The sequence below is a fragment of the Paenibacillus sp. FSL K6-1217 genome (genome assembly GCF_045040735.1).
Taxonomy (GTDB): domain Bacteria; phylum Bacillota; class Bacilli; order Paenibacillales; family Paenibacillaceae; genus Paenibacillus_AQ.
In genome coordinates this window covers 5,316,099-5,331,286 of the sequence record NZ_CP150271.1, presented here as the reverse complement: position 1 = coordinate 5,331,286, position 15,188 = coordinate 5,316,099, and the positions used below count along the sequence as shown (strand labels likewise).

10 protein-coding genes are annotated in these 15,188 nt (G+C 45.1%); 2 read left to right on the top strand and 8 right to left on the bottom strand.

The features are described 5' to 3' along the window. Positions 1–9: 9 nt before the first annotated feature. Both MHH28_RS23670 and MHH28_RS23665 read right to left on the bottom strand, forming a co-directional pair. Positions 10–3,123, bottom strand: coding sequence for a type 2 lanthipeptide synthetase LanM family protein (locus MHH28_RS23670; protein WP_405106067.1), 3,114 nt, complete (start codon positions 3,121–3,123; stop codon positions 10–12). 215 nt (positions 3,124–3,338) lie between these two features. Continuing rightward, positions 3,339–3,551, bottom strand: a complete 213-nt coding sequence (locus MHH28_RS23665; protein WP_405106065.1) for a class II lanthipeptide, LchA2/BrtA2 family — start codon at positions 3,549–3,551, stop codon at positions 3,339–3,341. Between the two features lie 133 nt (positions 3,552–3,684). Between MHH28_RS23665 and MHH28_RS23660 the strand changes: the two genes are divergently transcribed. Together MHH28_RS23660 and MHH28_RS23655 are read left to right on the top strand one after the other, a co-directional pair. Next, positions 3,685–3,930 (top strand): plantaricin C family lantibiotic, encoded by a 246-nt coding sequence (locus MHH28_RS23660; RefSeq protein WP_405106063.1) that lies wholly within the window; start codon positions 3,685–3,687, stop codon positions 3,928–3,930. Between the two features lie 114 nt (positions 3,931–4,044). After that, positions 4,045–7,188, top strand: a complete 3,144-nt coding sequence (locus MHH28_RS23655; RefSeq protein WP_405106061.1) for a type 2 lanthipeptide synthetase LanM family protein — start codon at positions 4,045–4,047, stop codon at positions 7,186–7,188. Between the two features lie 98 nt (positions 7,189–7,286). Here the strand turns inward: MHH28_RS23655 and MHH28_RS23650 are convergent, their stop codons facing one another. From MHH28_RS23650 to eno, 6 genes are all read right to left on the bottom strand, one after another. Beyond that, a complete protein-coding gene (locus tag MHH28_RS23650; protein WP_405106059.1) occupies positions 7,287–8,231 on the bottom strand; it encodes an ABC transporter permease subunit in 945 nt (314 codons plus the stop codon). Continuing rightward, positions 8,231–9,148 carry an ABC transporter ATP-binding protein gene (locus MHH28_RS23645; RefSeq protein WP_405106057.1) on the bottom strand — a complete coding sequence of 306 codons (918 nt, stop codon included), beginning with the start codon at positions 9,146–9,148 and terminating at the stop codon, positions 8,231–8,233. Before MHH28_RS23645 ends, MHH28_RS23650 begins: the two co-directional genes overlap by 1 nt. 337 nt (positions 9,149–9,485) lie before the next feature. Further along, positions 9,486–9,701, bottom strand: a complete 216-nt coding sequence (locus tag MHH28_RS23640; protein ID WP_405106055.1) for a helix-turn-helix transcriptional regulator — start codon at positions 9,699–9,701, stop codon at positions 9,486–9,488. A gap of 415 nt (positions 9,702–10,116) precedes the next feature. Next, positions 10,117–13,047 (bottom strand): ribonuclease R, encoded by a 2,931-nt coding sequence (rnr, locus tag MHH28_RS23635; protein ID WP_405117225.1) that lies wholly within the window; start codon positions 13,045–13,047, stop codon positions 10,117–10,119. 233 nt (positions 13,048–13,280) lie between these two features. Further along, positions 13,281–13,514 (bottom strand): preprotein translocase subunit SecG, encoded by a 234-nt coding sequence (gene secG / locus MHH28_RS23630; protein ID WP_173135608.1) that lies wholly within the window; start codon positions 13,512–13,514, stop codon positions 13,281–13,283. A 331-nt stretch (positions 13,515–13,845) separates the two neighbouring features. After that, complete coding sequence (eno, locus tag MHH28_RS23625) at positions 13,846–15,132, bottom strand: phosphopyruvate hydratase (protein ID WP_036726271.1); 1,287 nt, start codon at positions 15,130–15,132, stop codon at positions 13,846–13,848. Positions 15,133–15,188: the final 56 nt, after the last annotated feature.

Here is a 15,188-nt window from a genome sequence, read left to right as displayed (position 1 = left end):
GCGTCCTCTTTATGAACATACAGCTACCTCATGAAGCGGAATGTCCAGCGAGAGAATCGATGGAATCTTGGGATCAATAAATCTGAGCAATCCTAAAGCAATTCCGCTAAGCCCGGTAAATAGACCGAGTGACTCAATGTCAGGATGCATACCGGTCATCCATAGTTGCTCCGGTACTCGTTTAATTTCTATCCGTTTCTCTGAATCGATCGGTTTCAGCCCTGGAACCAGACTGCGAACATCCATAAGTACATTGCGGTTACCCAGCTCGCCATGACACATGGAGTGTCCAATCGGCTCTTCTTGTTCTTTAGATACATCTTCCAACAAACGATCAACAAGCAAAAGCTCTCTTGGTATGTTGGGCAGCAAAAACCCAATATGCGCTCGGGCCAGCAAAATGCCATACGAACCATGACACCAATAATTGGCTGCCAGTGCATGTTTATTCTCCCGCAGGTCCAGCCATTTCCGACTATCTTCTACATAAAACTCGTTCTCTATATGCATTAATTCTATAACTGTCCGCTCAATTTCAGATGACGGAAGCACACTTTGGACATGTGCTAAAGAAAAGGCAATCCCACTAAGACCATGGGCAAATCCAGCAGAACGCATACGATCATCCTGAAGAACTACATTTCCGAGTTCCAGCAATAACTGATCCGTCAAGTTGTGAAGGACCCTCTTCACTTCATCATCTGGATATGCACGATACAGGTTAGTTAACACCTTCAACAGGCCAGCATGGCCTCTGATAATATCAATATCTTTTTCCAACGGAAGGAGCTTCTCGATAACAGGCAACATATTTGTAGCCCTCTTAAATAATGTGGCGTCCTCCCACAAACCGCCCAAGTAAGAATACAAGTATACAAAAGCACCGATACCAAAAAAGGCAGAGGTGGACTCCATATTGTCCAGACAGTATTGTTCCTCGTTTATGATCTCATGCAGGAGAGATTTTGCGACTTTCTCATACTTCGTAGAATTTAAGGATGCACCCATTTGTGCATAAAATATCGCTAGCCCTGCCACACCATCATAAACACCTGGAGGAAGCGGTGACAGAAAAATATCATCTTCATCGCCAACGCTGGTGCTAATCCAGAACGGACCTTTGCCTTTTTTATCATACAAAGCATTGTCTAATATTCTATCCGCGATAACTTCAACCTCTTCTCTCGGTGAAATCAGCAAAGGTAATGGATTGGATTGCCCCGAATTTTCGTTCCATATATTATCAATTAGCGTTGCCATTGAAAGAGAGATGTATCTCTCTTGCTTAAGACGATCCGCTTTGGTGAAGGAACGAATACGGGCTTTCGTTAAGGTAATGCTGCTTTCGTTGTAAAAATCTTTAAATTCCTCGCCTGCACTATCATATAGATGCTTGTTGCCTGCGCAGAAAGTAAAATATGGAATATCATGATTTACCAAATCATTAATCTCAGAACGTACAAACAAATGTGCTCGATCCGACCATTCAGTGATAGACCACATATAGTCAAATAGGCTCTCTCGGTCTAGCCCTCTTTGCATATACTTAGGATGAGTGCTAGCGTCTAGAAATTTCCCATACACATGGGTTGGCCTAAATACATGCCTTACTTCATCACTACCAAAGAGGTCTATTAGAGACTCGAATTTATCCTTATGGGTTTCGATAGAATGGTAGGTGTCACGGAATCCTTCAAGCAAATATTCTTTATAGCTATAAATTTCAATTTCAGTTCCATAGATATCTGGAACATTCAGCTTATTCTGTGTTAATTGTTCCTTTTCGGCAAAAACCATAGCATCTGTACCAAAGTTATCTATTGTATATCCCTTAACCTTCTTGGATTTCTGTCCCCCTCTCCCCGCAATACCACTCAAATCGTAATCGATTATCTGATCATGATTAAATTTGACAGGTAACATCATCGAGGACAATACAGAATTCATCAATTCCAACGCCGTAATATGAAGTTGATTCTGATTGTTGAATAAATCAACATGGTTGTTAAATAAAGTCTCCAAATCAATTAGTATTGGATACTCACCAGAGGCAATTAAATTCTCGTTATGAAAATCGACAGATCGGAAAGCATACAGCAATGCTACATTCATTCCCTGTCTGTAAAAGAATCGCTGAACCTGCGCTTCATCATTACAACCGCTATAGGTAATAAACTCTTGCCATCCATACTGTTTACGGTCCAGCACCTTGGCCGTTCGCAAAGGGTATTTCACCCCACTATGGTTCAGCCACTCTACAACTTCGGTGAAATGAGCATCAATTGCGAGCGAGCGCGGTTTATAAACCAGTTTTCCGGCAGTTGTCTCAATGATCTCAACACTTTGTCCGTTCTTGTGGGAGTCTCCCAAATCACCTTTGACTCCAATCAAGCAGGGTGCATGTAGACCAAATACGGCCTCTATGGATACATAGTCTTGTAAAAAACGGTCCGCAAGCATCTTATGTATCTCTATTAATTGAACAATACGGTCACACAAAATTCTTCCCAGAACCGGATATACCTCAAAAATTTCAGCAAAATTTTTGGAGTCACCCAAATACTGTTCTACAAAATAAATATAACGTTCCTCTCCGGTATTACCTTCCAACCGCCCTTCTAATCTTGCAATATTAAGTTCTGCTATCAACATCTTGGTGGATAGCTTATCAATGTCGCTATGAATAACGGCAATAACGCTCTTCATATACTGATCAATATCAATCAAGTCCTCGATTTGAGAGTTTTGCTGCGCCAAGGATTCAAAAAACACTTCGAACTCATGCTGGACGTACAAGATAAATGGAGTGAAATAAGTAATAAAAGATCTATGGGGCAGATCATATTTTATATTAAATACAGCCTTTGGATCATAAGCTGTTATTATTTCAAGAATTTTGACCCAATTCGGAGAATGATTCTTTAGCAAATCCGGATAGTGATGTATTAATTGTTCGTAGTCCTGTTTAGTCAGTTGAAGTGAGCGTAATTTATTGTGCAATGCCTTCTCAGAAATATTATGATCAAGCTCTGTATCCCCATTTTTATGTAAAAAACTTAAAAAAGGGACTAGCTCATGCAAATAAGCGCTCTGTTTAAGCGCGGATTCAATTTCAATCATCATTATCATCATCCCTTACCCATGTAATAAGAAGGCTGCCTTAAAGACAAGCTTTACGGCAGCCATGTTACACATTCAATACAAATTAATATATCCATAGATGAGCAATCTCTAAAACTCTCACTTGCAATCTCTTATTTACTTTGTAACTCCCCTGATTCTTACATAATAAGGATAGTCAGTTTCAAACTGCTCTGAATTAAAATTATATTAATAATTTAGCAACGACTAGTGCATTTGGTTGTTGGGCAAAGAGCTGCTGAAACCGTAACTCCTGCAGTAATACAAGTCCAGGAAGATGTTGTAATCGTAGCTGTTTCTGGATTTACATCACCTGTTCCTCCGGTAAGCATTTTCAATTCTTCCTCGCTGACTACACCTACGGAAGTACTGGTTTTCAGGAATTCATTGCGAACCTGTAAATTTTTCAAAAAAATCATCCTCTCCAAATTATTGTAATTATGTAAGATTAGGGGTTGACTATCCTTCCCAGAAAATAATATACTATATTTGTTATTCCAAGTCTACCATTTTTTTACTAACTGTAAAAGGGAGAGATTAAGTATGATTTTTAACAATGACCTGGTATCTGCATGGAAAAACCCGATGGCAAGAAAGAATCTTGGTACCGTTGCCCATCCTTCCGGTGATGTGATGGCAGAGCTGAAAGAAGAAGATCTTCAGAATTTTGCCGGCGGTTGGGATACTAACACCTTAACTACAAGTACAAGCATCTTTATCAGCCGTGCGCTTGGCAACAATGGCTGGACATGTACACTCACTAAAGAATGTATGCCAAGCTGCAATTAATCAAATTATTTTAAATTTCGGACGGGTCTCTAGTTACCCGTCCGTTTCCATTTTCAAAATTGAAAAATCATGAATTTTAACTATTACAAATACCTTAAGTAGGTGTATTCAAATATGAACAATAAATATTTTGTATATAGTGAAAGACAACCTGTTATCGGTACTACCAGCAACCTAGAGGTTAAGGAAAAGACCGCTTATTGGCGCACTTTGTTTAATGAAGATCAAGAATGGCTTGATAGATCAATTTCAATCTTTACAGACGATGGTGTAGAAGCACTTGCCAAGTCCTCTTTAACTGCCTCAGTTGAATGGAATGCCAGCGTTTCATGTCACTATAATCATTGGATGCATATAAAAGAACAGTTTTTTGCTACTTATAATGAATCTGCATCTATTGATGCTACACTTAACAATTCGCTTATCTTCGATGCCATGCTAACACGTTTTGCATATGTCGCCGAGCTAGAACTTGCTTCACAACAGGTATTGCTTCCTGATTCTGTTAAAGAAAAGACTCTATACCATTTGAAAGAAACACTATTACAAATATCCTATCAGACACTCATTCTTGAATTGAATGTATTGCGTGTTCAAGAACAGTTAGCTGGTAATACTCCTGAAGAAAGATATGTGACCTTCAATGACCGTTTCCTTAATGATAGGGCTTATGTACTTTCCTTCTTTGAAGAATATCCAGTCCTGCTCCGGATTCTATGTACAAAGACTGACTATTGGGTGAGAAATGTCGCAGAGCTTCTAAAACGCCTTGAGAATGATGGAGAACAAATAAAGGATCTTTTTGGTGTACGTGGAAGAATTATTGATCTAGATCTTGGACTCGGTGATTCCCATGACAAAGGCAAGATGGTAGCAATAATTACTTTCGAAAACAAAAAATTGGTTTACAAACCCCGAAGCCATGAAGTAGATCTTAAGTTCCAACAAATCTTGAGTTGGGTAAACTTCAGACAACCGCTAAGAGCATTGGCTACTAATTCAATATTAAATTGCGGGAACTATGGATGGTCTGACTTTGTAATGCATCAGGATTGTGAATCCTTGGAGCAACTGAATGACTACTATATTCGTCTGGGTCAACTATTGGCTATTTTATACAGTATTGATGCAGTAGATTTCCATCACGAGAATATTATTGCATGTAAAGATCATCCTATTTTAATTGACTTGGAATCTCTGTTCCATCAAACCAAGCATATTGAAGTTTCTACAGATACTGCTATGGCAAAAGCACGTTACATATTGACTAGATCTGTTAATTCGACTGGGATCCTTCCCTTTAACTCGTATTATGAAAAAAAAGATAGTAACCGCGTGCTGGACTTAAGTGGACTTAGCGGGAAAGATGCCCAAGAAGCACCCTTTAAGGCCTATCAGATTAAGCAATCTTTTCGTGATGACATGCATTTGGCCAAAGAATCTTTTGAAATTCAAGGGGCCCAGAATGTACCTAAGCTACAGGGTGCTCCTGTTGAAATTGTTGATTATCTAGAATCCATTATGGATGGCTTCAGGAACGTGTACAGGCTTATTTATAGCGACAAAACATCTTACAATGCACTTTTAACGATATTTACGGGTTGTCCCGTAAGAACAATCATCAGGCCAACGGCTATCTACGCCCAGTTGCTAAATCGAAGTTACCATCCAGACTTCCTACGAGATGCCGTTGATCGGGAAGTCTTCATGAGCAGACTGGAGAAATCTAATATTCAAGATACAAACTACGATGTCGTGCAAAGCGAGTTACTCGATCTTTTGGACGGAGATATCCCCTATTTCCTATCATCACCTTCCACTACACACTTGGAATTGACAAATCAAATACTAGTCAAAGGTTATTTTGAGAAGTCAGCTTTAGCAAGAGTTAATGAAAAAATCCAATCCTTATCGGATATCGATTTAGGTGAGCAGCTTCATGTCATACGCATGTCCATTCTGGCCTCTTTTAATGCAAAGCATCACAAGGATTCGCTAGTTTTGAGCAAAGAAAGCGGGCAGATTGCCATTGAAGAAGTAGATGCAAGCAGCATTCTGAGTTGTTCCAGGAGAGTAGGACAATATGTTATGGAACAATCTATCACCGCCGAGGGCAGTGAGGATGTTAGCTGGATTAGCACGATGATTAAAGGTATTGACGAAATATCCTGGACGATATCTCCTGTTAATCTTGATTTCTACAACGGTGTAGCTGGCATTGGTTTTTACCTTAGCTATCTAGGGAAACTGATTCCTGATGATAAAAGTTTTGAGAATGTTACAATACGGTGCGTAAACACGGTAATCAATTCACTGAATGAGCTGCAAAATCAAAATATAGATTGGACACCTTATTTAGAACTGGGCGGATTTACGGGAATCGCAAGCTATCTATATTTCCTTCAGCATGCATCAGTTAACCAACAGCGTCCCGAATGGTTCCAGGCTGCAATGCAATTTCTGCCGCTGCTTGGAGAATTAATTGAGACAGATGATCAATTCGATGTTACCGGAGGGACTGCCGGTGCCTTAATGGTCCTATTATCCCTATATGAGCAGCAACAGGACAAAGAAATACTTAAGCTTGCCGAACGATGCGTACGGCATTTACAACACAGTGCGACTATAATGCCTGCTGGCATCGCCTGGCGAGATCCATACCACCAAAAGTTTTATACCGGATTTGCACATGGCTCCTCCGGTATTCTGGCTGCACTCGCCAAATTCAACAAGTTGATGGACGATCATTCGGTTCGAAGCACCATTGAGCAGGGTTTGTTATTTGAGAGAAGTATGTACGTGCCGGATGCGAAGAATTGGAAATCTGTTGGACGGGATCAGTTTTCCGTAGCCTGGTGCCACGGAGCCCCAGGCATCCTGCTCTCCCGCCACATTTTGCGCGAGAATGGCTATTACGATACTATGATTGAATCAGAAATTGAATCCGGGATTGAGACTACACTCAAATTAGGTCTGGATAATAACCGTTCGTTTTGCCACGGAGATTACGGACAACTTGAGATCCTAAGCAATTTCTCAGATCAAAACTCCACAGTACATGCAGCAGTATCTGATCTTTCTGGAAGGCTGTTTGAATATTATAGTAAACATAGACTGACTGGAGGCGTATCTCGTGGAGTGGAGGCTATCGGTCTAATGCTTGGCTGGAGTGGCGTAGGTTATGGATTGCTTCAAGAAGCTTATCCTGGCAAACTCCCACAAATTCTTCATTTGTCCCCGCCTGTTGATTTTAAATAAGCTTATTTAGTCGCTCTCTGCGCGAAGAAGTGATTGTTCCCATGGAAGCCTCTTCGCGCTTTTTACTGCCTATCAACAATAACTGGTACATTTCGCACTTATACTGGAATATCTCTTTTGGTAAAGGTAAAGTAGGAGATTCCCAAAAAACCAATAAAGTAGGCAGCCATGATCATCAATGAAAAAGAAAGATTCATTCCCTCTACCACTGGCGTGCCGTCCAAATAAGCGGATAAGTCATAGTTAGTAAATATTAAGTATTTAATCCAATCAAATTTGGTTGCGAAAAATTGCGTCAGCGTGGTTCCAGTAAAATAGAGCAGCAAGGAAACACTCACTGAAAGCAATGCGTTTCTGAACAATACAGATAGGGCAAAGGCTAAGGTTGCCATCATTACAATAGTGGCAAGCGTAGCTAGATATTTCAGAAAGAGATAGGTCGCCATTGACATCTTTATGACCTCTCCATTCTGATAGGCCAGATAATAATCATTCCCGCCAGCGCCCAGCCCCAAATAGCCTAATAATGAAGCGAATATCAGAAATGTCATAAACAACAGAGTAATATTTATCACTGTAGACACATACTTCAGTATCAGATAATTCCCTCTACGAATTGGTGATGTTATAACAAATTTAATAGTTCCCTTTGAATGTTCAGCAGAAATTGCATTGGCGGCAAAGACAATAGCCGCTAAAGTGATTAATGTGGTCACTGGTCTCAATTCGTTAATTAGTGTCAATGCATCATATTTAGTTGAAGGTGAAAGATCATGATCAATCCGGTATTTGTTCACAGCTATTTGTTCGGAAAGGTAACGGTGCATAGGCATAGTTGGCGATAGAGCAGCTATCTGCTTCTGATCTGCCTGGATTTGGTTCTCTATTCCGGCTCTCCAATTATTATTTTCAACAGTGCTCTCCGGGTTACTGAAACCTATTAGAACAGCATAAGCAACAGTAATGATGAGCAACAGTATAGTAATTAACCATGTGTTTCGGTTAATGTAGAAACGATACATTTCATTTTTAAGCAATCGCATCAGCTCACCCCCTTATCCTCTTTCAGTAGTTCTATGAAGTCTTCCTCTAGCGTCTTTCTTCCCTGCTTCATTTGTAATACTTCTATATCATGATGTTTTAACATATGAATTACACTCATAATTTGTTCTTCAGGCAATAAAAGAGATAAATCCAGAGATCCCTTGCTCTGTTCTAATTTATGGCCTTCCTTTGTTAGCAATAACATAGCCTTGTCAATCTGTAGTGGATCAAACGAAAGAGTATAGCGGAATTCATGCGCGGTTCTCTTATTCTTCTTAATTTCCAATAGTTCACCGTGATTCATTACTCCGTAGTAGTCACACAACATCTCAACCTCCGACAATAAATGGCTGGATAGAAAGATTGTTTTCCCTTGCTTCTCTGCCAACTCCTTGAGTATGCTTCGTAAATCAATAATACCCTGGGGGTCTAAACCATTGGTCGGCTCATCCAAAATAATCAGATCGGGATTATGCAGCAGTGAAACCGCCAGACCCAGGCGCTGTTTCATACCCAAGGAATACTTTTTGACCCGTTTATTCGCACTCTCCTTTAATCCAAAGATCTCAAGCTGGCGTACAATATCGTTCTTACTCAGTCTTTTACGAAAGGCTGAAATATAACGCAAATTCTGGAATGCCGTCATCTCTTCATAAAAAGAGGGATTCTCTATCACAGCACCCGTCTTTTCAATTGCATTTTTGAAATCCGACCGGATGGAGCTACCTCCGATGTTGACATCACCAGAATTCATCTTCATCATACCCACTATGATCTTAATTAAGGTTGTCTTTCCGGCACCGTTGGGTCCAAGTAATCCAAATATTTTTCCTTGAGGGACGGACAAACTAACATTTTTTAATAAGTCCTTGCCTCTGATTCTTTTGCAAACTTGGTCGATAACTAAAAAGTCCAATTGCTTTCCTCCTAGAGCAGACGCTCGCTTCTGCTGTTTAATTGCGTCTCCACAAACCAATCCAGATAAAAAAGCCAACTATAAAGGATAACGAAAATAACAGCGTGACCATATTTCTATATATCTCATAGCCTAGATCTACCCATGAACTTATGAAGATGACCACAGAAAAACTGGCACTCAAAAGAAAAAACATAGACTTAAAAAATTTGTTTAAAATGTAAATTCCCCGTTCATCTCGTATTCTGGAGAGGCTAAGAATCATAATTCCTACAAATGCCAGAAATCCCAACACCGCGACAATGGAGTTCAAAAAAGAAATAGAGATCATTTTAACCTACCCTTCATAATCAAACACATCATAGATGCTTTTCTGAAAAACTTCGGCAATGCGGAATGCCAACTTCAGGGATGGCATATACTTGTTTTTTTCAATAGAAATTACCGTCTGCCGGCTGACCTGAAGAGCATCTGCCAATTGCTGCTGCGTCCAGCTTCTCTCCATACGTAGCTCAATAATATGATGTTTTAAACTCTGTCCACCAACCCCCATAATTACCATCCTTTAGAATTAATTTACTTTTTTATCATATTACTATTTCCTGCAAAAGTAAAGACTCCTTTACTTTTGTTATTAAATTCTGTTCAGAGCCGCATATGGAACAAGCGCAGCAGATTCTCGGAAAACTGCCAAAGACAGTCATTGCAGATGAGCTGGACATGCGCCTTAATGACGGAACCGGAGAGTGTGTTTGTACAACTGAAGAACAAGCGAGGAATCCGGCGATTTCTGCTTCGCGGTATTGAGAAAGTGACGCTGAAGCAAGCCATGACAAAAACGCAGAGCAGCGATCCTCCAATAACGAGAGAATCGCTGCTCTGCTCACTTTTTGTAATATTAAGAATGAAGAGGATTGTGTTCCGCCGTAGAAAACCTACTCTTGGAACAGCGCCTCATCTCATTCAGCCTACGCCTTAGGCTTCTTCTTGCGCTTACGGCGCCCGCTCTGCTCGCCAGTGCCAGCTCCTGCCTGGCCTGCTGCGGACTCCCCGTTGCCTGGCGTCACGGAGGGGCTAATGAACACGCCGCCCTTCTTCGTCTTGCGGCGGCCCTTCCCTTCCGGCGCTGAGCCGCGCCCGTCAGGCCCGAGGTCCTCGCGGCTGCTGAACCGTGTGCTCGCGTCTACGCCGCGCAGCTCACCGCCCGCCTGCTCAGACCCGCCACCGCTCGGGGCGCCGTAGCCGCCCTTGCCCGAGCCAAAACCAAACGCGATGCCGCGTCCCCCGGCACCGCCACCGCCATCCGCGCCGCGGCCTCTGCCGCGCTCGCGCGGAGCGCCAGCCCCGCCGGCTTCGCCCCGGCGGTCACCCTTCGCCGCGCCTGCGGAAGACGCGGCGGCCAGAGCACGCTGCGCTGCAGCTTCCGGCCCGCGGCCGCGTTTGCGGCCGCTGCCTGCTGCGCCAGCGGTATCCCACGCCGCCGCTCCATCTGGGCGCGGCTCTGTTACTGCGCCGCCGAAGCCATCGGCCGCACCGCCCTTGCCCTTCCCGGCAGCGCCAAAGCTGCCGCCCGAAGCGCCGCCCTTCTTCTTCCCGGCGCCGCCCTTGCCTACGGCAGCAGCGCTGCCAGGCTTGCCTTTACCGCCGCGCCCCTTGCCGCCCGCGGCCTTACCTGCGAACGGCTTGCTGGAGCCTCCGGCGCCCGGACGGCCGCCTTTGCCGCCGCGTCCGCCGTAGCTCCGGTGGTCTCCGGCTGCGCGTGGCTTCATATCCAATAGCTCGAAGTCGATGGTGTGGTCATCCATGTTGACCTTGGCAACGCGGATCTTCACCTCATCGCCGATGCGGAAGACCTTGGAGGTACGCTCGCCGATCAGCGCCATATGCGCTTCGTCGAAGTGGTAGTAATCGTCTGTCAGTGCACTGAGGCGAATAAGACCTTCGACCGTATTATCCAGCTCGATGAACATCCCGAAGCTGGTCACACTGCTGATCATGGCGTCGAATTCTTCGCCGACCTTGTCCTGCATGAACTCTGCTTTCTTGAGCTGCTCGGTATCGCGTTCGGCTTCTACAGCCACACGTTCACGCTCCGAGGACTGCTGGGCAATATCCGGCATCCGGGAGGCCAGATATTCATGGCGCTTCTCGGTCAGCGCCCCGCCATTCTCAAGCACTTCACGCATGACGCGGTGAATGACGAGATCGGGATAACGGCGGATCGGTGAGGTGAAGTGGGAATAGAACTCCGCGGCCAGCCCGAAGTGCCCGGTGCTCTCGGCATCATACTTCGCCTGCTTCATCGAGCGCAGCATCATCGTGCTGATTACAGTCTGCTCCTTCGTTCCCTGAATCTGCTCCAGCAGATCCTGGAGCGCGCGCGGGTGAACCGAATTCCCCCGGCCCTTCACGTGATAGCCGAAGTTAGCCGCAAAAGCCATGAAGTTCTGCAGCTTCTCCGGGTCCGGGTCCTCATGAATCCGGTACAGGAACGGAACCTTCAGCCAGTGGAAGTGTTCCGCCACCGTCTCATTAGCCGCCAGCATGAATTCTTCGATAATCTGCTCCGCCACAGAGCGCTCGCGTTTTACAATATCGATAGCCTTACCGGCCTCATCTACAATAATCTTGCTCTCTTCAAAATCGAAATCCACCGCCCCGCGCCGCATCCGGGCATCGCGCAGCTTCATCGCCAGCTCCTTCATCAGCCGGAAATCCCCGATCAGCGGAGCATAACGCTCCAGCAGCTCAGGATCTTCATCCTCCACAATCTTACGTACGTCAGAGTAGGTCATTCTCTCCTTCGTGCGGATGACACTGGTGAACACATCGTGCTTCACGACCTTCATATTCTCGTCGAATTCCATCTCACAGGACATCGTCAGCCGGTCCACCTGCGGATTCAAGCTGCAGATACCGTTCGACAGCCGGTGCGGCAGCATCGGAATAACACGGTCCACCAGATACACGCTGCATCCGCGGTCATAGGCTTCCTTATCCAGCTCTGAGCCTTCACGCACATAATAGCCTACGTCGGCAATGTGGACACCCAGCTTGTAATGGCCATTCTCCAGACGTTCTACGTTGACCGCATCATCCAGGTCCTTGGCATCCGCGCCGTCAATCGTTACGATATTAAGCCCGCGCAGATCACGCCGCCCCTGCTCGATAATCTCTTCATCCGTAATGGAATCCGGCGCCTGCTCCGCTTCCGTCATCACCTCAGCGGGAAAAGCCTCCGGCAGCTGATGCTTGCGGATCACTGACAGAATATCCACACCCGGGTCATCCTTATGGCCCAGAATTTCAATGATCTCACCCTCAGCCGCAGCACGGCCCTCCGGATAATTCACAATACGGACAACTACCTTTTCCCCGTCAACCGCACCCTTGAAGGACTCCTTGGGGATGAAAATATCGCGGTTAATCCGCTTATCGTCAGGCAGCACGAAACCATACGTCTCCAGGCTCTGGAAGACTCCTACTGTCTGCGACACGCCCCTGATCAGAATCCGTTCCACTTCACCTTCCATCCGCCCGCCGGACGGGCTCTTCGAGGTAATGCGGATCAAGACGATATCGCCGTTCATTGCGCCCTTCAGATCATTGGCGTGGATATACACATCCGGGTGCTCCCGGTTATCGGGAATCAGAAAAGCAAAGCCCTTCGCATGGGCCTGCAGCCGTCCGCGCAGCAAATCCATCCGCTCGGGCACACCATAGCGGCTATTCCGGGTCAGAATAATCCGGCCGTCCTTCTCCAGTTCAATCAGCAATTGCTCAAAGGCCTTGAACGCCTCCTTGTCCTCAATTGCGAAATGACTCACCAGTTCCTCGTAAGTTAGTGGTTTATAAGCGGTTTCCCGCATGAAATCAAGTAAGATCTCCTGTGTTATCATGTTCGTCACCTCAGCCTCCTGCAGCATTCACATGCCACTGGCATATATGTATGCCTTGTCCTATTGCACAGCAAATAAATCCAAGTAAAATTTACCTTTATATACTTCATACCCTAGTATACACGAAATCAATCCGGGCCATCCCTGTTATGATGTTCATAATATTAAATCTGCATACAAAAAAGCCCCCGTCTATTCCATTCAGAACAGAGCGAAGGCTTGATGTAGACCATTTAATCAACAACAACAGCTACTACAATTGACATGATGAAGAATCCGGCTGCCAGACCGACCGTTACACGCTGCAACACAAGCTCCATACCGCGTGCCTTTGTTTTACCGAAGAGATGCTCAGCACCGCCGGAGATGGCACCGGAAAGACCTGCACTTTTCCCTTTTTGCAGAAGAACGACCGCAATCAGACCTACGGCAAAAATCAGAAGCACCACTTTCAAAAAGATATCCATTCACTTCCACCTCCTACGTCCAAGCATCACTATCTATGCTAAATTAGAATTTCCGTTTCATAAACAGCATTCTCATTTTATCATAGCCATAGAGTGAATACAACCTTCCAGACTGCATTTCCGCCCGGTTACTCTATGAAAATCTCACGTTTGCCTTCTATCGCAGACAGCGGCGGTCAAGTGGAAACGGCTTTGCCGTCCTTTAAAGGACAGTACCGTTTTCAGCGAGAAATAGAAGGATAAGTTATCGTGTGCAACATATAAATTCTTCTATTTCAAAAGAGCCTGCCGGAATCCGGCAGGCTCAGTGTTCCTATATCTTCAAAAGAAATTATCTTTTGAGGTTGTAGAAGGATTTCAGGCCGTTGTATTGAGCCAATTCGCCCAGCTCGTCTTCGATGCGAAGGAGTTGGTTGTATTTAGCCACACGGTCTGTACGGGAAGGAGCACCTGTCTTGATCTGGCCAGCGTTGGTAGCTACCGCGATGTCAGCGATGGTGCTGTCTTCGGACTCACCGGAACGGTGGGAGATTACAGCTGTGTAGCCGGCACGTTTAGCCATTTCGATTGCGTCGAAGGTTTCAGTCAGTGTACCAATCTGGTTCACCTTAACCAGGATGGAGTTACCGATACCCTTTTCGATACCTGTTGCCAGACGCTCAGTGTTCGTAACGAACAGGTCGTCACCCACCAATTGGACTTTGTCGCCCAATTTTTCAGTCAGCAATTTCCAGCCATCCCAGTCATCTTCGGACATACCGTCTTCGATCGTGATGATCGGGTACTTCTCAACCCATGAAGCAAGCAGGTCAACATACTCAGCGGAAGTGTAAGATTTACCTTCGCCTGCGAGTGTGTATTTACCGTCTTTGTAGAACTCAGTGGAAGCAACGTCCATACCAAGGAATACGTCAACGCCTGGCTTGTAGCCGGCTTTTTCGATCGCTTCGATGATTGTAGTGATCGCTTCTTCATTGGAACCCAGGTTCGGTGCAAAGCCGCCTTCGTCGCCAACAGCTGTGTTCAGGCCCTTGGATTGCAGTACGGACTTCAGGTTGTGGAAGATTTCAGCGCCTGTACGCAGAGCTTCCTTGAAGCTAGGAGCACCTACTGGCAGAACCATGAACTCTTGAACGTCGATGTTGTTGTCGGCATGCTCACCACCGTTGATGATGTTCATCATTGGTACTGGAAGCGTCTTGGCGTTGAATCCGCCCAGGTATACGTACAAAGGAATATCCAGAGCTGTTGCAGCAGCGCGGGCTACGGCCATGGATACTGCCAGGATTGCGTTAGCGCCCAGCTTGCCTTTGTTAGGAGTTCCGTCCAAAGTGATCATCAATTTGTCGATGCCCACCTGGTCAAGAGCGTCCATACCGATTACTTCTGGAGCGATGATTTCATTTACGTTCTCAACAGCTTTCAGAACGCCTTTACCCATGTAACGGGATTTGTCGCCGTCACGAAGCTCTACAGCTTCATGAGCGCCAGTGGAAGCGCCGGAAGGAACGATAGCGCGGCCTTTTGCGCCGGATTCCAGATAAACGTCAACCTCTACAGTAGGGTTACCACGGGAGTCAAGAACTTCGCGTGCATACACATCAGAAATAATAGTCATGTAAGTTTAATCTCCTTTTATACGTTGGTTTTGGAATTACAAAAACAGGTGTCCTG